Here is an 18,338-nt window from a genome sequence, read left to right on the forward strand (position 1 = left end):
ATGCCCAGGCTGCTGCATCCCAATGCGGCGCACGTCGCCGATACCTTGATCGCGCGCGGGCACCACGGCGTCATCGTCACGCAGCCGGCACCGACGCGCAGCGCCACGGAGGCGGCCGAGGCGCTGGGCGCCGATCCGGGCGCGATCGTGAAGTCGCTGATCTTCCTGCTCGACGACGAACCGGTGTTGCTGCTGGTCTCGGGCGCCCACGAGGTGAACGCGGTCGCTACCGGCGCCCGCCTCCAGGGCATCCTCACGCGCGCCTCGCTCGACGTCACGCGGGAGGTGACGGGCCAGCCGATCGGCGGAGTGGCTCCACTCGGACATCCCACGAATCTGCCGACGTACCTCGACACCGCGCTCGCCGCGCATGCCGAGTTGTGGGCGGCCGCCGGGCACCCCGACACGGTCTTCCGCAGCACCTTCCCCGAACTCCTGCGGGTGACGGCAGGTCTGGCCGTCGATATGGACTGATCGGTCCGAGGCCGCGCGACGTCCCGGAAAGTAGTTGCCCGCTCAGTGAACGAGAACCTGGTTGCCCGGTGAGCCTGGCCTTATAGTGGCGACAGTCCACCAGGTTCGAATCGGAGAATGCCTTGTCACAGTCTGTCGAGAATGCGCCCGAACTCGCTGTCGTCCCCGCCGATGGCGCGGAGGGCATCAGCAACGACGAGTACAAGGCCGCGATGCGCCGCCACCCGGCCGGTGTCACGATCGTGACCCTCGATTCGGAGAACGGTCCGGTCGGCTTCACCGCGACGTCGTTCGCGTCGCTGTCGATGAACCCGCCGCTAATCTCGTTCAACATCGCGCTGAACTCGTCGAGCATCAACGCGCTCCACGCCACCGACTCGGTCGTCGTGCACCTGCTCGGCGAGCACCAGCAGCACCTGTCGCAGCGGTTCTCGCGCAGCGCCGACCAGCGGTTCAGCGACGAGTCGCTGTGGTCTCCGCTCGAGACCGGCGAGCCCGTGCTGCACGGCACCCCGATCTGGATGCGCACCACTATCCAGCAGCTGATCCCGGCCGGCGATCACACCCTGGTCATCGGCCTCATCACGCGCCTGCACAACGAGAACGACGACGAGGCCTCCGCCGCTCCCCTGCTGTACCACGAGGGCCGCTACCACCGCGCGACGCCGATCGACTGATACTTCTGCACGTCCACCCGGCCCGGCCCGTCATCGACGGACCGGGCCGGGGGCGTTTCACGGGTGCACACTGAAACGGATGCTCGAGGTGATCGAACGGGGACGGACCACCAGTCGCAGCCCCTTTCCGATGCTGTGCGTCCACGGCGCATGGCACGGTGCGTGGTGCTGGGAGGAGCACTTCCTCGACTACTTCGCCGGCCAGGGTTATCACGCGATTGCCGTGAGTCTGCGCGGGCACGGCAGTAGCCGGACGTCCAAGCCGCTGCATTCGCTGTCGGTGGCCGACTACGTCGACGACGTCCACGACATCGCCGACCGACTGCCGTCCCCACCGATCCTCGTCGGACATTCGATGGGCGGGTTCGTCGTGCAGAAGTACCTGGAAGCGGCCACCGCACCCGCCGCGATTCTGCTCGCCTCGACACCGCCGCACGGCGCCTGGCGATCACTGGTGCGCCGGGCACGGCTGCACCCCTGGCTCTATGCGAAGGCCACCGTCACCGGCCGATCGCTGTACTCCGTGAACATCCCGGCCGTGGCGCGGGAGGCCTTCTTCCCGGCGGGAATGTCCGACGCCCTGGTCGCCCGCTACGCGTCCCGGCTCACCGAGGAGAGTCGACGGTCGGTGCTGGACACCCTCTTTCTCGATCTTCCGCGCCCGAGACGCGTCACGGCGCCCGTCCTGGTGATAGGCGGATCCCACGATCGGGTGTTCTCTCGATCCGAGATCCGGGCCACCGCACGCGCCTACCGGACCACCGCCGAGATACTTCCCGACACAACGCACAACATGATGCTGGGGACGCAGTGGCGGCCGGTTGCCGAACGGGTAGCGGAATGGCTCAGTGCGCGCGAACTGTGAAACTCGGTCGAAAAACCATCCGAAAACGTCGTCAAAGCCCACCATTTCGGACACTCGGTTGTGTTTTCGCGATATGCCCGGACAACCCGGCAGTGTCGATCACCACCACCTACTACCTCGGGGACGCCGACAAGGCGGACCGGATCCCGGTCGGTCCCCAGACCCAGTTCGAGATCGGCTCGCAGACCAAGACTTTCACCGCCGGCCTGCTGGCCAAGCAGATCCAGCAGGGCAATCTGGCACTGAACGACAACGCCCAGCGACTGGTTCCCGCCGGCTCCGACGTCACGCTGCCGAGTCTGAACGGAAAGCAGATCACCCTCCGAGAGCTGGCCGCGCATCGGTCCGGGCTGCGGCGTGATCCGACGAATCTCGGCACCGGTTGCGCCGCCGAGGCGAACTACGACGCGGCGAAGCTGCGTGAGGGGCTGAAGGACCCCGGCGCCATCAGCCACACCCCGGGCACCGACTGGCTGTACTCCAACTGGGGATTCGGCCTGCTCGGCTCGCTGCTGACCAATGCGTTCGAACCCGGCAAACCGTCCTACGGAGACGTGGTGAAGCGGGAACTCACCGGCCCGCTCGGCATGTCGCGCACCGAACTCGAGCCGGCGCCCAACCCGAACCTGGCCGTACCGTACAGCGGCGGCAACCCTGTCTGCTATCGCGACAACACCGGCACCATCGCGGGTTCGGGCGGACTGGTCAGCACCGTCGAGGACATGGCGATCTGGGCCCAGGCCACCATGGGTCGCGGGTCCAATCCCCTTGCCCCGACACTGAAGACGACGCTCGACCGCATCGCGTCGGGCCCATCCGATGGTGACATGCAGATGGGCATGGCCTGGCAGCTCTACCCGGCACTCCCGACGTCGCAGTTCCCGGCCTACGCGTACAAGGACGGCACGACGGCGGGTTCACAGAGTGTCACCGAACTGGTGCCGTCCGAAGGCTGGGCGGTCACGGTGCTCACCAATGAGCGAAATGCGAACCCCACCGCGGTCGCCGACCAGTTGCGGCAAGCGCTGGCAACCGCAGGCGAATCCGATCCCGGCCCCACCGGCTCGGTGGGCAACATCGGATCCAGTTGGAACCTGGGCCCCAACCCGTTCGGGAGCTGAGGAAGCCCCACGGTCGGCGGTAGCATGGGGTCCGACACCATCCGATCCACAGGATCGAGAAGTCATGGACCTACATCTTGCCGGCAAGACCGCCGTGGTCACCGGTGCGAGCAAGGGAATCGGCCTGGCGATCACCCGCGCACTCGTGGCCGAGGGCGCGCAGGTGGTCACCGGCTCTCGCACCCTCACCCCCGAACTCGAATCCCTTCTGCCCGACGGCAATGTGACATTCGTGCCGTGTGACCTGGCCACCGCTGAGGGTCCGGTGACGCTGGTCGAGGCCGCCGCCGAACGCGGTGGTGTAGACATCCTGGTCAACAACGCCGGGGCCGTCACTCCGCGGACCGGCGGCTTCACGAGCGTCTCCGACGAGGACTGGATCGCATCCCTGACCCTGACGTTCCTGTCCGCGGTACGGACCACCCGGGCCGCACTCCCCCAGATCGTCCGCCGGGGCGGCGGATCCGTCGTCACCGTCAGCTCGGTCAACGCGTTCCTCCCGGATCCCGGGGTGGTGGACTACTGCGCCGCGAAGGCCGCGCTCACCAACTTCTGCAAGTCCCTGTCCAAAGAGATTGCCGGTCAGAATATTCGGGTCAATACGGTCAGCCCGGGCCCGGTGACGACCGCCCTGTGGCTGGCCGACGACGGCGTCGCCTCCACGGTGGCGCGGGTGAGCGGCAGCACCGCGGAGTCGGTAGTCGAGGCCGCCGCGGCAGGCTCCGAGACGGGCCGCTTCACCCGCCCCGACGAGGTCGCCGACCTGGTGCTCTTCCTCGCGAGCGACCGCTGCGGCAACGTCACCGGCGCCGACTTCGTCATCGACGGCGGACTTATCAAAACCCTCTGATCGCTGGGAAAATCGTTGTCATGGATCGCACATTCGACGAACTGGTCGCGGAGGGCGAGGCCGCCCCGATGGAGGGCTGGGAGTTCTCGTGGCTCGACGGCCGCGCCACAGAGGAGCGCCCGTCGTGGGGCTATCAACGTCTGCTGGGCGAGCGCCTCGCACGCGCCTCGGTCGCACTCGACATCGAGACCGGCGGTGGGGAGGTCCTCGCGGGCGCCGGCGCGATTCCCCCGGCGATGGCCGCAACGGAGTCCTGGCCGCCCAATCTGGCGAAGGCCACCGAGGTGCTGCATCCGTTGGGCGTGGTGGTGGTCCATGCGTCGGACGATCCGCCACTACCGTTCGCGGACAACGCTTTCGATATGGTCAGCAGCCGCCACCCCAATGTCGTGTCGTGGCCGGACATCGCCCGGGTGCTCGCCCCCGGCGGAACGTACCTGGCGCAGCACGTGGGCCCCGCGAGTGCCTTCGAACTCGCCGAGTACTTCCTGGGTCCGCAGCCCGAGGCGCGAAAGCTGCGGCATCCGGACACGGCAGTGGCGGAGGCGCACGCCGCCGGGCTCGAAGTCGTGGATCTGCGGTTCGAGCGACTGCGCATGGAGTTCTTCGATATCGGGGCGGTGATCTACTTCCTGCGGAAGGTGATCTGGATCGTCCCCGGCTTCACCGTCGACGCCTACCGTGACCGGTTGCGGGACCTCGACGAACTCATCCGAGCGGACGGGTCGTTCGTCGCCCACTCCACCCGGTTCCTCATCGAGGCCCGCAAGCCGGACTGACCCGATTCGTCAGGACGCCCGGGCGGGTCGGGCCCGGCCGAACCGGGCGAGCGCCTCGTCGACGGTGTCGGACGCGGTGGCCAGCCCTCGCCGCTCCAGCCAGGGCAGTGTTCCGTCCACGATCCGCTCGAGCACCTTGGGGAGTGCGAGCGGCAACAGGGTGACACCGTCCGCGACGTCGGCAGCCCGGATGTCGGCAAGCAGGCTCGCGAGCCCCTCCGCGGTTCCGACGTACGACAGCGACGACGACTGGTGCGGCACGCCGAGCGTCTCGTCGAGCAGTGCCAGTTCGGAACGCGCGCTGCGGAAGTCGGCGGCGATCAGCACCTCGACGTCGACGAGCACGGTGACGCTGTCGGGATCGCGGCCCTCGGCGGCGACCTCCGCTCGGATGCGCTCACGGGCCTGTTGTGCGCCGCGCAGATCGGTGGCCTGGATGCGCTGCACGACGGCGGGCCGGGCGGCGAGGTCGAGAAGGTCGGGACCGACGGTCAGGTCGACCCAGTAGTCGGGCCCGGTGAGCGGGATGTTGCCGGCGATGCGCGACGCGGCGGGATGGTGTCCGGCACCGGTCAGTTCGACGGCCACTCGCAGCGGGCGCCGCGGGGTGATGGATGGGACGGAGGCAAAAACGGACTGGGACATGATGATTCCTCGGGAGAAGGCAGCTGGTGAAGGGCGCGGGTCGTCAGCGCGTACAGCCGTCCGAGGAGGTGCGGCACAGGTCGACATGCCGACGGGACCACTGTCCGTCCACGTGCGTCGATTCCATGCGCGTCACGTTATCCCCCGGTTCTCTCCCCCACCACGGTTCGAATCAGAACGATTCCGAGGCGATTACACGCACTCGGCGGCACCATCGGTGCTGCTGGAGAAGCCACGGGTCTCGGGGACCGGGTTCCACAGGCCGTCGGTCTTGCCGTAGTTCCAGGTCTGCTCGCCGGCCACCAGCTGACGGACGGCGGCGATCAGGCGCTCGACGTCGTCGGATCCGGTTCCCAGACCCAGGCTCGCGCGCACGGCGCCGCCGCCGTGGCCGATGCGGTTCAGCAGCGGGTGGGCGCAGAAGCGGCCGTCGCGCACGCCGATGCCGTGCTCGGCCGACAGGAACGCGGCGATCTGGCCGGGCTCGTAGCCGTCGATCGTGAAGGTGACGATGCCGACGCTGTCCGGGGCGTCCGACCACAGACGCAGCAGCTGCACGCCGTCGATCTCGGCGAGGCCCTCCGCGAGACGGGTGGCCAGGACCCGCTCGTGCTCGACGACCTTCTCGAAATCCAACGCGGCCAGCGCATCGCACGCGGCGGCGAGGGCCGCGACACCGAGGACGTTGGGGCTGCCGGCCTCGTGACGGGCCGGGGCCGGGGCCCAGCAGGTCTCGTCGACGGTCACCTCGCGCACGGCGCCACCGCCGGCGAGGTAGGGCTCCGCCTCGTCGAGCCAGTCGCGGCGGCCGACGAGCACGCCGGCTCCGAACGGCGCGTACAGCTTGTGGCCGGAGAAGGCCAGGTAGTCGACGCCGGTCTCGGCCAGGCTCACGCGGCGGTGCGGGGTGAGCTGCGCGCCGTCGACGAGGATCCGGGCGCCGCAGCGGTGCGCGATCTCGGCGAGTTCGGCGATCGGGAGGACCTCACCGGTGACGTTGGAGGCGCCGGTGATGGCGAGCAGAGCTGCGGGCTTGGCGCACAGCTCTGCGACGATTCGGCGGATGGTCTCGGCCACCGTGTCGGCGGCCTCGACGACGCGGGAGTTCTTCCACGGCAGGAAGTTTGCGTGGTGCTCGATGTCGAGGACCACGACGTCACCGGGGACGCAGCTCGCGAGGAGGTTGAGCGAGTCGGTGGTGTTGCGGGTGAAGACCACGACCTGGTCCGCATCGGTGTCGACGAAGCGCTCGACGGAGCCGCGGGCGTTCTCGTAGGCCTCGGTGCTCACTCGCGAGGCGTAGCCGGCACCGCGGTGGACGCTCGCGTAGAAGGGCAGCAACTCCTGAACGCGGTCGGTGACCTGCGACAACGCCGGGGCGCTCGCTGCGTAGTCGAAGTTTGCGTAAACGCAGGTTCCACCCCCGACGAGCGGAACCTGCAAGTCACAGCCGGACACCCGAGCGATCGGGGCGGTGGCACAGGCGTCGGCAGTCAATACAGCGGTCATCACAAATCCTTCGAGTCCTGGGACCCGTCGGCAGTGGAAGTCGACGCCATCGGAGTCCGCGCTTGCCATGTCCTTGTGGACCATGACCTGGTCGTCACCCGGAGCACCCCACCGCGGTTGGAGGGTTGCCGACCAGCTAGCCGGGGCTTGACGCTGGTACTCGTGACCTGGCAACGAGAATGGCAGAGGCGTCCGCGCGGTGTCAACCCATCGTCAACCCTTCGGCGATGAGACGGTCGTCACACCTCGGCGAGCTCCGCGAGGCGCCGCTCGAGGAACAGCCGAGACGACGCATTGCGGGTCAGCGCCACAGCCCGGCGGTACTCGCCGGCAGCCTCCGACGTGCGCCCCGCCCGTCGCAAGAGATCTGCGCGAACCGCGGCCACCACATGCCCGAGCCTCACCGCATCGCGGGAATCCAACTCGTCGACCACCCGCAGCCCGACGTCGGGTCCGTCCCGAAAACTCACCGCCACAGCACGATTGATACGAACCGCGGGAGACTCCCGCAGTGCGAGCAGTCGGTCGTACGCGCCGACGATGCCGACCCAGTCGGTGTCCGCGAAGGTCGGCGCGACGGCGTGCGCGGCGGCGATCGACGCCTCGAGCGCATACCGTCCGCCGCCACTCTCACCGGCAAAGGTCAAGCACGCCAAGCCTTCCGAGATCCGCTCGCGGTTCCATCGACCGCGGTTCTGCTCGTCGAGCGGCACCGCCCGTCCGGTCGCGTCGACCCGGGTGCCGCGCCGGCTGTCCTGCAGGCACATCAGGGCCGACAGGCCCCACACCTCCGGCTCTGTGGGTACGAGCTCGCACAGCAGACGCCCGAGGCGCAGCGCCTCGTCACACAGCTCGGCACGGACCGCGGATTCCCCCGCCGTCGCCGAATAGCCCTCGGTGAAAACGAGATACACGCACGCGAGGACGACGGGCAGTCGCTCGGGGAACTGCTCGTCGGACGGTAGCCGCAGCGGGATCCCCGCGTTCCGGATCTTCGACTTGGCGCGGCTGAGTCGCTGTCCCACCGTGGATTCGGGCTGTAGGAACGCGCGCGCGATCTCGGCGGTGGTGAGTCCGCAGACGAGACGCAGCGTCAACGCCACCTGCGACTCCGCGGACAGCGCCGGGTGGCAGCACGTGAAGATCAGCCGCAGCTGGTCGTCCGCGACGGACGGCACCTCCTCGTCGACCTCCTCGGACTTCTGCCGGAACGCGTCCACCTCGCGGTCGCCGCGCAGCCGTTCACGACGCAGCCTGTCGATCGCGCGATTCCGGGCGACGGTGGTGATCCAGGCGCCCGGCCGGCGGGGTGTGCCGTCGACGGGCCACGTCCGCAGGGCCTCCGTGAAGGCGTCCTGCACCGCATCCTCGGCGATCGCGATGTCGCCGACCAGGCCGGCGACGGTGGCCAGCGCGCGGCCGGACTCCTCGCGGAACACGCGCGTCAGATCCACCGTCGCCGCCTCGGCCGTCGTGCCTCGGTCAGCCGGCAACGATCTGCCGGAGTTCGACGCACCCCTTGGATCCGACCGGAATCTGCGAGGCGAGCGCAACCGCCGCGTCCCGGTCGGGCGCCGACAGCACGTAGATTCCGTTCGCAATCTCGTTGGCCTCGGTGAACGGCCCGTCCGTCAGCAGCATCTCCCCGCCACGCAGCCGCACGGTCGTCGCCGACGCCGGCGGGAACAGCGCCCCGGAACCCTTGATCCGGTCGCCCGCGACCTCACCGAACCCCATGTGTTCGGCCACCCGGGAATCCCACTCCGCCGATCCCGGTTCGTTCGCGGACCCCAGCGGTTCGCGCAGCAGCGCCGCCCACCACGTGTCCATCGGCTCGTCCGCGGAGTTCCAGAACACCATCGGCCACAGTTCCACGTGCCCCGTAGACACCTCGGGAATCTGCCGCACCAGGCTCAACGCGGCGTCCAGGTCGGCGGCGTCGAACACGTAGTAGCCGCCGACCACCTCCGCGACCTCGGCGAACGGCCCGTCCGTCACCACCGCGTTCCCGCCGTCGTGCCGGATGGTCGCGGCCTCCGAACTCGGATACAGCCCGCCACCTGCGACGGCCTCCTGCGCCCTCGTCCAGAACTCCTGATGCCGCTGCATCGACGCGGCGTACTCGTCGGTCCCGGGTACCGACGCGGGGCCGCCCTCCTCGGCGGCGAGCAGTGCCAAGTAGTACATGTCGTCATCCTCCCTCCGACGCGGGGCCGATTACCCCGCTTTCGTCAACACGACGTGCGGGGGACGCCGATTTCGACACATCCGGTGGAGAATCGTCGAGAAGAAGCGATTCGCCTCGCCGGGCGGGTGTTCATCCTCCGGACACCTGGACGTGAGACAACCTGATGTCCGCCCGACCAGGCACAGAGAGGGACGTCCCGGATTGTCTGCCCAACCAGCAACAGACCAGTCGGACCAGCGGTTGTCGCACCGGATACCCGCCGAGTTCCTGCGGTCCGGCCTCGCGCCCGCACCCCGCACCCTCGTCGACATCCTCGAGGCGACCGCCGCGCAGTTCCCGGAGGCGACCGCGATCGACGACGGCGCCACGCCCCTCACCTACCGCGAGTTGCTCACCGAGATCGAGACCGGCGCCCGCTGGCTCGCCGACGCCGGTGTCGGTGCCGGCGACCGGGTGGGCGTGCGGATGCCCTCGGGTTCACGCGACCTGTACGTCGCGATCCTGTCGGTCCTCGCAGCCGGCGCGGCGTATGTGCCGGTGGACGCCGACGACCCGGACGAACGCGCCGAACTGGTGTTCGGCGAGGCCCAGGTGGCGGCGATCCTCACCGCCGACGGCGTGCAACCCGGCACCGCCCCGCGGCGCACCGGGGCCCCGGACGTCCGTCGCCCCACCCCCGACGACGACGCCTGGATCATCTTCACCTCCGGGTCCACCGGCACCCCGAAGGGCGTCGCGGTCACGCACCGCAGTGCGGCCGCCTTCGTCGATGCGGAAGCACGAATGTTCCTGCAGGGCAATCCGATCAACCCGCGGGACAGGGTGCTGGCCGGCCTCTCGGTGGCGTTCGACGCGTCGTGTGAGGAGATGTGGCTGGCGTGGCGGCACGGCGCCGCCCTGGTGCCCGCACCGCGCTCGCTCGTGCGCAGCGGCATGGACCTCGGGCCGTGGCTGGTCTCGCGCGACGTCACGGTCGTCTCGACCGTCCCGACACTCGCCGCGCTGTGGCCCGCGGAGGCGCTGGAAGCGGTGCGGCTGTTGATCTTCGGCGGCGAGGCCTGTCCCCCGGAACTCGCCGAACGCCTCGCGATCCCCGGACGCGAGGTGTGGAACACGTACGGTCCCACCGAGGCCACCGTCGTCGCGTGCGGCGCACGGATGGGCGGCGCCGGCCCGGTGCGGATCGGGTTGCCCCTCGACGGCTGGGATCTCGCGGTGGTCGATGCGTCCGGAGAACCGGTTGCCGAGGGCGAGGTCGGCGAACTCGTCATCGGCGGCGTCGGGCTCGCCCGCTATCTCGATCCGGCGAAGGACGCCGAGAAGTACGCGCCGATGCCGACGCTCGGCTGGGACCGCGCGTACCGCAGCGGCGACCTGGTCCGGCTCGACACCGCCGGACTGCTCTTCCAGGGCCGCGCCGACGACCAGGTGAAGCTGGGCGGACGGCGCATCGAACTCGGCGAGGTCGACAACGCGCTGCAGAACCTGCCCGGGGTGAGCGGCGCCGCGGCCGCGGTCCGCAAGACGGCGGCCGGCACGTCGATCCTCGTCGGCTACCTCGCGAGCACCGACCCGGGCTTCGATCTGAAGGCCGCCCGCGACCATCTGGCCGAACAGCTGCCCGCCGCCCTGGTGCCGCGACTGGCGCTGGTCGACGAACTGCCCACCCGCACGTCGGGCAAGGTCGACCGCAACGCGCTGCCGTGGCCGCTGCCCGGGGCGGCGGAGGATCCGGCCGAGGCGCTGGGGCTGGAAGGCACCGCCGCCTGGGTCGCCGGGCTGTGGGCGTCGATCCTCGGCGCGAGCATCACCGGACCCGACGACGACTTCTTCGAACTCGGCGGCGGGTCACTGTCCGCGGCCCAGTTGGTGACGGCGCTGCGCGAACGCTTCCCCGAGGTGACCGTCGCGCAGTTGTACGACCATCCGCGGCTCGGCTCCCTCGCCGGCTTCCTCGACGAACTCTCCCCCGCCGCGACCACCGCACCCCGCCACGTCGCCCCGATGTCCCGGCGCGCCCAGGCCGCGCAGATCGCGGTCACCGTGCCGCTCATGACGCTCACCGGCCTGCAGTGGGTGACGTGGGTGGCGATCACCGGGAACGTGCTGGCGTGGTTCGACGTGGACTGGGCGCCGACGCTGTCGTGGTGGTGGGTCGCGCTGGCCTTCCTCCTCTTCATCACCCCGCTCGGACGCATGGCGATCGCGGTCGCCGGAGCCCGCCTGCTGCTGCGGGGCCTGAAACCGGGCACCTACCGGCGCGGCGGTCCCGAACACCTGCGGTTGTGGATCGCGTTGCGCCTCGTCGAGGCCAGCGGCGCCGACAATCTGTCCGGTGCCCCGTGGATGCTGTACTTCGCCCGCGCCCTCGGCGCCAGGGTGGGCAGCGGCGTCGACCTGCACACCCTGCCGCCGGTCACCGGCATGCTCGTGCTCGGTGACGGGTGCTCGGTGGAACCCGAGGTGGATCTGTCCGGGCACTGGATCGACGGCGACGTCGTGCACATCGGCGAGATCCGGATCGGCGACGGCGCCGCGATCGGCGCGCGGTCGACGCTGCTGCCGGGTGCCCGTATCGGCCGCGGCGCCGAGGTCGCGCCGGGGTCTGCGGTGTTCGGGAAGGTCAAGGCCGGTCAGCACTGGGCCGGTTCGCCCGCCGTCAAGGTCGGCAAGGCGACACACCCATGGCCGGATCACACGCCGCGCCGCGCCCCGCACTGGGTGCCGATCTTCGGCGTCACCTCCGTCGTGCTGGCGGGCATGCCCATCTTCGGGCTTGCCGCGGGTCTGCTCCTGATCGGCTGGTGGGTGCGCGATGCCGCCGACCTCGGCGACGCATTCTGGCGGGCACTCGCGATCCTCCCGGTGGCCACGCTCCTGAGCCTGTTCGTCTTCGCGGCCCTGACGGTGATCGCCGTCCGCCTGCTGTCGATCGGCCTTTCCGAGGGCTATCACCCGGTCCGCAGCCGGGTCGGCTGGCAGGCGTGGGCCACCGAACGTCTCATGGACTCGGCCCGCACGTTCCTGTTCCCGCTGTACGCGAGCCTGCTGACGCCGCCGTGGCTGCGGCTGCTCGGCGCCAAGGTGGGCCGCGACACCGAGATCTCCACGGCCCTCGTGCTGCCCAAGTTCACCACCGTCGCCGACGGCGCGTTCCTCGCCGACGACACCATGGTCGCCAGCTACGAACTGGGCGGCGGCTGGATGCGCATCGAGCCCGCCAAGGTCGGCAAGCGCGCGTTCCTCGGCAACTCCGGCATGGCCGGCCCGGGCCGACGCGTCCCCAAGAACGGCCTGGTGGCGGTGCTGTCGGCCGCGCCGAACAAGGCCAAGTCGGGGTCGTCGTGGCTGGGCAGCCCGCCGGTCCGGCTGCGCCGGGCGGCAACGGAGTCCGACGCGTCCCGCACTTTCGAGCCGCCGCTGCGCCTGAAGATCGCCCGCGCGTTCGTCGAGACGTGCCGGCTTGTCCCGGTGATGGTGACGTTCGGGATCGGCCTCGGCGTGCTGTTCACGCTGGCGTGGCTGGTCTCAGCCGGCGGGTTCTGGCTCGCCGCGCTGTGCGGCGGCGCGGTCCTGATGCTCGCGGGCGCCGTCGCGGGCGCGGTGTCGGTGGCCGCGAAGTGGCTCGTCGTCGGCCGGATCGGCGCCGTCGAGCACCCGCTGTGGAGTTCGTTCGTGTGGCGCAACGAGGTGTCCGACGCGTTCGTCGAGACCGTCGCCGCCCCGTGGTTCGCGCGCGCCGCGAACGGCACGGCCGTCATGAACGTGTGGCTGCGCGGGCTCGGCGCAACCATCGGCCGCGGCGTGTGGTGCGAGACGTACTGGCTGCCCGAGGCCGACCTGGTGACCCTCGGCGACGGCGCCACCGTCGAGCGGGGGTGCGTCGTGCAGACCCACCTGTTCCATGATCGGATCATGTCCATGGACACCGTCACCTTGGGCGCGGGCGCCACCCTCGGCCCGCACTGTGTCGCGCTGCCCGCCGCCGGACTCGGCGACGGTGCCACCGTCGGCCCCGCCTCGCTCGTCATGCGCGGCGACGTCGTCCCGGCGTCGACCCGCTGGCAGGGCAATCCGATTGCGCCCTGGAATGATCCGGCGTCCGATGGGGCAGACCGATGAAGCCGGGCAAGGTCCCGGAGGGGCCGCTCGACCCGTACCTGCCGCAGAACGGCAACCGCGGCTACCGGGTGTCCCGATACGACCTCGAACTCACCTACAAGGTGCACAGCAACCGGCTGTCCGGCAAGGCGACGATCACCGCCACCACCACCGACGTCCGGCCCCGCTTCTCGCTGGACCTGGCCCAGACCATGCAGGTGGCGAAGCTTTCGGTGAACGGCCGCCGCGTCGCGAAGTACACCCACCGCGACGGCAAGCTCACGATCACGCCGTCGCAGAAGATCCCGGCGGGCGGGGTTCTGACGATCACCGTGCAGTACGCGGGCAACCCGCAGCCGATCGTGAGCATGTGGGGCGACGTCGGCTGGGAGGAGCTCACCGAGGGCTCGCTCGTCGCCAGCCAGCCCAACGGTGCGGCGTCGTGGTTCCCGTGCGACGACCACCCGAGTTGCAAAGCCAGCTACCGCATCTCGATCACCACCGACTCGCCGTATCACGCCGTCGCAAACGGGCAACTGGTTCGCAAGCAGACCAAGGCCAGCCAGACCACGTGGGTGTACGAGCAGACCGAACCGATGGCGAGCTACCTGGCCACCATTCAGATCGGCCCGTACGAGCGCCGACGCGTCGGCAACGGCCGCGTCCCGATCCACGCGCTGCACCCCACCGATCTGCGCGACCGGTTCGACCACGACTTCGATCGCCAACCGCAGATGATGGAGGTCTTCGAAAAGCTTTTCGGCCCCTACCCGTTCGAGGACTACTCCGTGGTCGTCACGGGCGACGAGCTGGAGATCCCGATCGAGGCGCAGGGCCTGTCGATCTTCGGCGCCAACCACTGCGACGGCCGACGCGGCTCGGAACGCCTTGTCGCCCACGAACTCGCACACCAGTGGTTCGGCAACAGCCTGACCCTCGGGGTGTGGAAGGACATCTGGCTGCACGAGGGATTCGCCTGCTACGCCGAATGGTTGTGGTCGGAGAACTCGGGCGGACCCGACGCCCACACCCATGCCGTGCAGGCGCACCGCGGCCTCGCCGCCAAGCCGCAGGACATCCTGCTCGGCGACCCCGGTCCGGAACTGATGTTCGACGACCGCATCTACAAGCGCGGCGCCCTCACCCTGCACGTGCTGCGGCAGCAGATCGGCGACGACGCCTTCTTCGCCCTGCTGCAGAAGTGGACCGCGAAGTATCGGCAGGCGACGGTCTCGACCGAGCAGTTCACCGACCTGGCAGCACATTTCACCGACAAGCCGCTGCGGCCTCTGTGGGACACCTGGCTCGCGGCGAAGCCGCTACCCGCGCTCTGACACCTCCGGCAGGTGCCGGCGCCACTTGACGACGACGAGCACCAGGCTCGCCGCGGCAACGATGGCGCCGAACACGAACATCATCGGGTAGGTCAGCGCCGTGGTGGACTCGGCGATCATCGCCATCACGGCGGGCACCGCGAAACCGAGGTAGCTGAGCGAATAGAACACCGCGGTGAGTCCGGCCAGATCGTCCGGTCCGGCGATCCGCTGGATCTCCTGCAGGCCCGACACCAGCGCGAGTCCGTAGCCGCAGCCGAGGATCGCCGCCGCGACCATCGACATCGGCACCGTCAGCACGTTCGAGGCGACGGCCGCCACCGACATGCCCAGCACGAGCACCGCGAGGGCCACCGCAACGGCACGGGCGTTCGACGGGGTGTCGATCCTGCGGCCGACGGCCTGGATCGCGAACCCCGAGCCGAGCCCGATCATGCACAGCAGCGCCGAGAAGGCCACGGGCGCACTGCCACTGCGGCCGGTCATGAGCGCCGGGATCACCGCGTAGGCGGACGCGGCCGCGCCGAACACCCACGGCGCAACCGGGGCGACGACGTACAGGAAACGGCGATGCCCGACGGCCGGGATCTTCAGATCCTGTGCCAGTGAACGACGCTCGCCCTTCGGGACGGCGGATCTGGTCTCCGGGGCCCGCAGCAACGCGACACCGGCCGCCAACGCGAGCATCGAATGAACCACGTACGCAAGCGCGCTGGGCCACGGCGCCCACTGCGCGAGGAGTCCGGCGACGCCGGCGCCGATGCCGAATCCCGCAGTCAAGCTCATCGCCGCGCGACGAGCACCGGCACCCGGCCGCACCGACGGATCCCGCTCCGGCGTGGACAGTTCCTTGAGCCAGCTACCGCCGACGGCCATGCCCAGCCCCAGCGCGACACCGGACAGCACCCGTCCGGCGATCAACCACGCCGCCGAGTCCGGTCCGGTCGCCAGCACGAGCGACCCGGCCACCGCGATGAACGGTGCGGGGATCATCAGCGGACGGCGCCCCAGCCGGTCCGACAGCGGACCGCCGATCAGCAGCGCCGGCACGATGCCGAGCACGTACGCGAACAGGAAGGTGTCGACCACCACCTGGGTGAAGCCGTGGTCGAGCTTGTACATCACCAGCAGCGGCGTGAACTCGTTGCCGCCCCACGCGACCGCGAACATGCCCGCCGCGACAAGCATCCACGGGCGAAGTCGCGTCCGGGTTTCGACAGCCTGGACTGTGTCGTCCCTGACGGCAGTCATCGCCGCCCTCCCTCACCGAGTGCGTGAACCTCCCGCATGTGCCGACGGACCGCGGCTGCGAAACCCTCCGTGTCGCCGGCCTCGATCAGATCAGTGAGACGAGAATGGTCTTCGATGATCTTGGTGATCTGCTCGGGATCCCGGGCCAGCGACGACGCCGTCATCCGGCGCTGCCGCTCCCGCAGACCGTCGTAGAACGTCTCGAGCAGCGGGTTGCCACCCGCGCGCACGAGCGCCCGGTGGAAGTCCGCGTCGAGCGCGCTGAACTGCGCCGCGTCACCACCCGACGCGACCAGCTCGCGCTGGCGCACCAGGTTCTCCCGCAGCGTCGTCACCAGCGCGTCTCTTACCCGGGGATTCGACGCGACGGCTTCGGCGGCATGCACCTCCACGAGCAGACGGGCGTCGACCACGTGCTCGGCCTCCCCGTCGGCGACCGGCACGATCAGCGCGCCGCGCTTCGGGTAGAGCCGCATCCAGCCCTCCGCCTCGAGCCGGAGGAAGGCCTCGCGTACCGGCGTCCGGCTCGATCCCATGCGCGACGCGATCTCACCCTCGCTGATCAGCTCGCCGCCCGGCAGAGCGCCGGACAGGATCAGCTCCTTGACCTCGCGGTACGCCAACTCGGCTGCTGAATACAACTTAGACACAAGATGTATTTATACGCCTTGCGAACGATCTGCCTGCACGCGGGGTCAGTCCGCGGACTCCTCGAACGATGTCCGGGACTGCGCCGCGTACCGGCCCCCGTGCCGGACGATCGTGATCGGATGGTCGAAGCACTCGCTGATGCGCTCGGTCGTGATCACCGACTCCGCCGGCCCCTGCGCGGTGATACGGCCGTCCCGGATCAGTAGCGCATGCGTCGTGGTGGTTGGGATCTCCTCGATGTGGTGGGTGACGAGGATGCTCGCCATCGACGGATGCTGAGCCCGCATGTCGTCGAGCGCGGTCAGCAACTGTTCCCTGGCAGCAAGATCGAGGCCGGTTGCCGGCTCGTCGAGGAGCAGCACCGGCGGATCGGGCATCAGGGCACGCGCGATCAGCGCTCGGCCCCGCTCGCCCTGCGACAGGACCGGCCAGCGCGCCTCGACCCGCGGGGTCATCCCCATCATCGCGATCAGTTCCTCGGCCCGCACCCGATCCGCGTCGGTAGGCCGCCACCGTTGCGCGAACTCGGGGGTGTTGGTCAGTCCGGTCAGAACGACGTCGCGCACCGTCAGCGGACGCTCGATCGCGTGCCGCGGGTTGACGTGCCCGATGTGCGAGCGCAGTTCCCGCATGTCCACCCGACCGAGCTGGTGCCCCAGCACGTGGACCGTGCCGTGGGTCGGATGGGTGACGGCGCCGAGCAGGCTCAGGAGCGTGCTCTTACCCGCGCCGTTGGCACCCAGGAGAACCCAGTGCTGCCCCTGCTCGATCCGGACGTCGATACCGCTGAGGATCTTTCGTCCGTCGCGGATCAGATCGACGCCCTCGGTGCTGAGCACCACCCTGTCGTCCGTGCCGGCACTCATTCGGCGTTCCTTCCTTCACGCAGCTTCGCGATCATCGGGTCGAGGTTCGCGGTCGTCGCAGCGACCGCGGCTCCGCCGTCCCCGAGTTCGAGCGCAACGACGAGGGCATCATGAGCCCCACCGGTGTCCGGGATCGCGGGTTCGTTCTCGACCATGTCGACCAGCGCGGCATGCAGAAGGGGGCGGACGGAGTCGAACAACGCGGTCAGCACCGAATTGCCCGCGAGTACGACGACGGATCTATGGAAGTCGAGGTCGGCCGTGACGAACTCGGAGGCACTCGACGACCGGCTCGCGTGCCGGTCGGCTACCTGCCGTCGGAGGTCGGCAAGGTCCTCGGGCCGGGCACGCTCGGCCGCCAGCCGCGCGGCCTCGACCTCTAGCGCCCGACGCACCTCCAGCACCTCGAGCACCCGCGATCGCCGCAGAAGCTGTTCGAGGGCCGCCACGGCGGGCGGCTCGGCGACGAACGTGCCGACGCCGTGCCGGACGTCGAGCAGACCGTCCCGCGCGAGCAACCGCACCGCCTCCCGAACCGACGAACGCCCCACCCCGAGTTCGGCGGCCAGTTCCGCTTCACTCGGCAGCCGGTGTCCCACCGTCCACTCGTCGGAGTCGATCCGACCTCGCAGCAGTTGCTCCAACTGCGGCACCAACGGCCCGCTTCGCAGCGTCTGTCCTGCCATCGCCGTCACCTCCCGCGCACAGCCTACAGACATCAGACGTCTGATGTCTTGCGAACAATGGGTCGCGTTAGGAGTGCAGACCGAGCCGGGGCGTGCACGACGAGCGTCTACGCCCCGGGAGATCGTTCGGTTTCCTGGAGTTCTGCGTGCGACACCTTCGCGGAAAAGACGCAGAAATGCCGAAGGCCCCCACCAAAAATGGTGGGGGCCTTCGGTAAAAGGTGTTCGGCGGTGTCCTACTCTCCCACACCCTGTCGAGTGCAGTACCATCGGCGCTGGAGGGCTTAGCTTCCGGGTTCGGAATGGGACCGGGCGTTTCCCCTCCGCTATGGCCGCCGTAA

General features: G+C 69.6%; 17 protein-coding genes, 1 rRNA gene and 1 riboswitch. Of the genes, 8 read left to right on the forward strand and 10 right to left on the reverse strand.

All coding sequences use genetic code 11. The annotated features are described in order from the left end of the window. The 6 genes from LCL87_RS22975 (at nucleotide 1) to LCL87_RS23000 (ending at nucleotide 4,766) form a co-directional block, all read left to right on the forward strand. Nucleotides 1–474: a YbaK/EbsC family protein gene (locus LCL87_RS22975; protein WP_225023756.1), complete on the forward strand. Its 474-nt coding sequence runs from the start codon at nucleotides 1–3 to the stop codon at nucleotides 472–474. 122 nt (nucleotides 475–596) lie between these two features. Then, on the forward strand, nucleotides 597–1,151 hold the full coding sequence (locus LCL87_RS22980) for a flavin reductase family protein (RefSeq protein ID WP_225023757.1): 555 nt from the start codon (nucleotides 597–599) through the stop codon (nucleotides 1,149–1,151). Between the two features lie 79 nt (nucleotides 1,152–1,230). Continuing rightward, nucleotides 1,231–2,016: an alpha/beta fold hydrolase gene (locus tag LCL87_RS22985; protein ID WP_225023758.1), complete on the forward strand. Its 786-nt coding sequence runs from the start codon at nucleotides 1,231–1,233 to the stop codon at nucleotides 2,014–2,016. A gap of 92 nt (nucleotides 2,017–2,108) precedes the next feature. Next, a complete protein-coding gene (locus LCL87_RS22990) occupies nucleotides 2,109–3,137 on the forward strand; it encodes a serine hydrolase domain-containing protein (protein ID WP_225023759.1) in 1,029 nt (342 codons plus the stop codon). 64 nt (nucleotides 3,138–3,201) lie between these two features. Then, nucleotides 3,202–3,987 carry an oxidoreductase gene (locus tag LCL87_RS22995; protein ID WP_225023760.1) on the forward strand — a complete coding sequence of 262 codons (786 nt, stop codon included), beginning with the start codon at nucleotides 3,202–3,204 and terminating at the stop codon, nucleotides 3,985–3,987. A 20-nt stretch (nucleotides 3,988–4,007) separates the two neighbouring features. Then, on the forward strand, nucleotides 4,008–4,766 hold the full coding sequence (locus LCL87_RS23000; protein ID WP_225023761.1) for a methyltransferase domain-containing protein: 759 nt from the start codon (nucleotides 4,008–4,010) through the stop codon (nucleotides 4,764–4,766). 9 nt (nucleotides 4,767–4,775) lie between these two features. Here LCL87_RS23000 and LCL87_RS23005 read toward each other — a convergent pair whose 3' ends face one another. The 5 genes from LCL87_RS23005 to LCL87_RS23020 form a co-directional block, all read right to left on the reverse strand. After that, nucleotides 4,776–5,411, reverse strand: a complete 636-nt coding sequence (locus tag LCL87_RS23005) for an LLM class flavin-dependent oxidoreductase (RefSeq protein WP_225023762.1) — start codon at nucleotides 5,409–5,411, stop codon at nucleotides 4,776–4,778. 43 nt (nucleotides 5,412–5,454) lie between these two features. Beyond that, the gene (locus LCL87_RS26020) at nucleotides 5,455–5,538 is read right to left on the reverse strand and encodes a putative leader peptide (protein WP_510850847.1); all 84 of its coding nucleotides are present in this window, start codon (nucleotides 5,536–5,538) and stop codon (nucleotides 5,455–5,457) included. A gap of 65 nt (nucleotides 5,539–5,603) precedes the next feature. Next, nucleotides 5,604–6,920 (reverse strand): aminotransferase class V-fold PLP-dependent enzyme, encoded by a 1,317-nt coding sequence (locus tag LCL87_RS23010; protein WP_225023763.1) that lies wholly within the window; start codon nucleotides 6,918–6,920, stop codon nucleotides 5,604–5,606. A 53-nt stretch (nucleotides 6,921–6,973) separates the two neighbouring features. Beyond that, nucleotides 6,974–7,088, reverse strand: a riboswitch (SAM riboswitch). A 71-nt stretch (nucleotides 7,089–7,159) separates the two neighbouring features. Further along, nucleotides 7,160–8,374 (reverse strand): RNA polymerase sigma factor, encoded by a 1,215-nt coding sequence (locus tag LCL87_RS23015; protein ID WP_225023764.1) that lies wholly within the window; start codon nucleotides 8,372–8,374, stop codon nucleotides 7,160–7,162. 28 nt (nucleotides 8,375–8,402) lie between these two features. Continuing rightward, the gene (locus LCL87_RS23020) at nucleotides 8,403–9,107 is read right to left on the reverse strand and encodes a YciI family protein (RefSeq protein WP_225023765.1); all 705 of its coding nucleotides are present in this window, start codon (nucleotides 9,105–9,107) and stop codon (nucleotides 8,403–8,405) included. 202 nt (nucleotides 9,108–9,309) lie between these two features. Here LCL87_RS23020 and LCL87_RS23025 point away from each other — a divergent pair, with 202 nt between their 5' ends. Together LCL87_RS23025 and LCL87_RS23030 are read left to right on the forward strand one after the other, a co-directional pair. Further along, entirely contained in the window at nucleotides 9,310–13,230 is a 3,921-nt protein-coding gene (locus LCL87_RS23025) for a Pls/PosA family non-ribosomal peptide synthetase (RefSeq protein WP_225023766.1), read from the forward strand. Next, nucleotides 13,227–14,543: a M1 family metallopeptidase gene (locus tag LCL87_RS23030; protein ID WP_225023767.1), complete on the forward strand. Its 1,317-nt coding sequence runs from the start codon at nucleotides 13,227–13,229 to the stop codon at nucleotides 14,541–14,543. The genes LCL87_RS23025 and LCL87_RS23030 overlap by 4 nt, the downstream gene beginning before the upstream one ends. Here the strand turns inward: LCL87_RS23030 and LCL87_RS23035 are convergent. From LCL87_RS23035 to rrf, 5 genes are all read right to left on the reverse strand, one after another. Continuing rightward, complete coding sequence (locus LCL87_RS23035; protein ID WP_225023768.1) at nucleotides 14,529–15,794, reverse strand: MFS transporter; 1,266 nt, start codon at nucleotides 15,792–15,794, stop codon at nucleotides 14,529–14,531. The genes LCL87_RS23030 and LCL87_RS23035 overlap by 15 nt on opposite strands. Next, the gene (locus tag LCL87_RS23040; RefSeq protein ID WP_225023769.1) at nucleotides 15,791–16,444 is read right to left on the reverse strand and encodes a GntR family transcriptional regulator; all 654 of its coding nucleotides are present in this window, start codon (nucleotides 16,442–16,444) and stop codon (nucleotides 15,791–15,793) included. Before LCL87_RS23040 ends, LCL87_RS23035 begins: the two co-directional genes overlap by 4 nt. A gap of 45 nt (nucleotides 16,445–16,489) precedes the next feature. Further along, the gene (locus tag LCL87_RS23045; protein WP_225023770.1) at nucleotides 16,490–17,311 is read right to left on the reverse strand and encodes an ATP-binding cassette domain-containing protein; all 822 of its coding nucleotides are present in this window, start codon (nucleotides 17,309–17,311) and stop codon (nucleotides 16,490–16,492) included. Continuing rightward, a complete protein-coding gene (locus LCL87_RS23050; protein WP_225023771.1) occupies nucleotides 17,308–17,997 on the reverse strand; it encodes an FCD domain-containing protein in 690 nt (229 codons plus the stop codon). The genes LCL87_RS23045 and LCL87_RS23050 overlap by 4 nt, the downstream gene beginning before the upstream one ends. A gap of 223 nt (nucleotides 17,998–18,220) precedes the next feature. Further along, a 5S ribosomal RNA gene (rrf, locus tag LCL87_RS23055) occupies nucleotides 18,221–18,337 on the reverse strand. Between the last annotated feature and the right edge of the window lies 1 nt (nucleotide 18,338).

Origin of the sequence: Prescottella equi (genome assembly GCF_020171745.1) — a bacterium.
Classification (GTDB): domain Bacteria; phylum Actinomycetota; class Actinomycetes; order Mycobacteriales; family Mycobacteriaceae; genus Prescottella; species Prescottella equi_A.

Bases quoted from the DNA above. Each gene is read 5' to 3' on its own strand.
- LCL87_RS23020 (WP_225023765.1), bottom strand. From the start codon at position 9,107: ATGTACTACTTGGCACTGCTCGCCGCCGAGGAGGGCGGCCCCGCGTCG.
- LCL87_RS23030 (WP_225023767.1), top strand. From the start codon at position 13,227: ATGAAGCCGGGCAAGGTCCCGGAGGGGCCGCTCGACCCGTACCTGCCG.
- LCL87_RS26020 (WP_510850847.1), bottom strand. From the start codon at position 5,538: ATGGAATCGACGCACGTGGACGGACAGTGGTCCCGTCGGCATGTCGAC.
- LCL87_RS22995 (WP_225023760.1), top strand. From the start codon at position 3,202: ATGGACCTACATCTTGCCGGCAAGACCGCCGTGGTCACCGGTGCGAGC.
- LCL87_RS23000 (WP_225023761.1), top strand. From the start codon at position 4,008: ATGGATCGCACATTCGACGAACTGGTCGCGGAGGGCGAGGCCGCCCCG.
- LCL87_RS23005 (WP_225023762.1), bottom strand. From the start codon at position 5,411: ATGTCCCAGTCCGTTTTTGCCTCCGTCCCATCCATCACCCCGCGGCGC.
- LCL87_RS23050 (WP_225023771.1), bottom strand. From the start codon at position 17,997: ATGGCAGGACAGACGCTGCGAAGCGGGCCGTTGGTGCCGCAGTTGGAG.
- LCL87_RS23010 (WP_225023763.1), bottom strand. From the start codon at position 6,920: ATGACCGCTGTATTGACTGCCGACGCCTGTGCCACCGCCCCGATCGCT.
- LCL87_RS22985 (WP_225023758.1), top strand. From the start codon at position 1,231: ATGCTCGAGGTGATCGAACGGGGACGGACCACCAGTCGCAGCCCCTTT.
- LCL87_RS22975 (WP_225023756.1), top strand. From the start codon at position 1: ATGCCCAGGCTGCTGCATCCCAATGCGGCGCACGTCGCCGATACCTTG.
- LCL87_RS23045 (WP_225023770.1), bottom strand. From the start codon at position 17,311: ATGAGTGCCGGCACGGACGACAGGGTGGTGCTCAGCACCGAGGGCGTC.
- LCL87_RS23035 (WP_225023768.1), bottom strand. From the start codon at position 15,794: ATGACTGCCGTCAGGGACGACACAGTCCAGGCTGTCGAAACCCGGACG.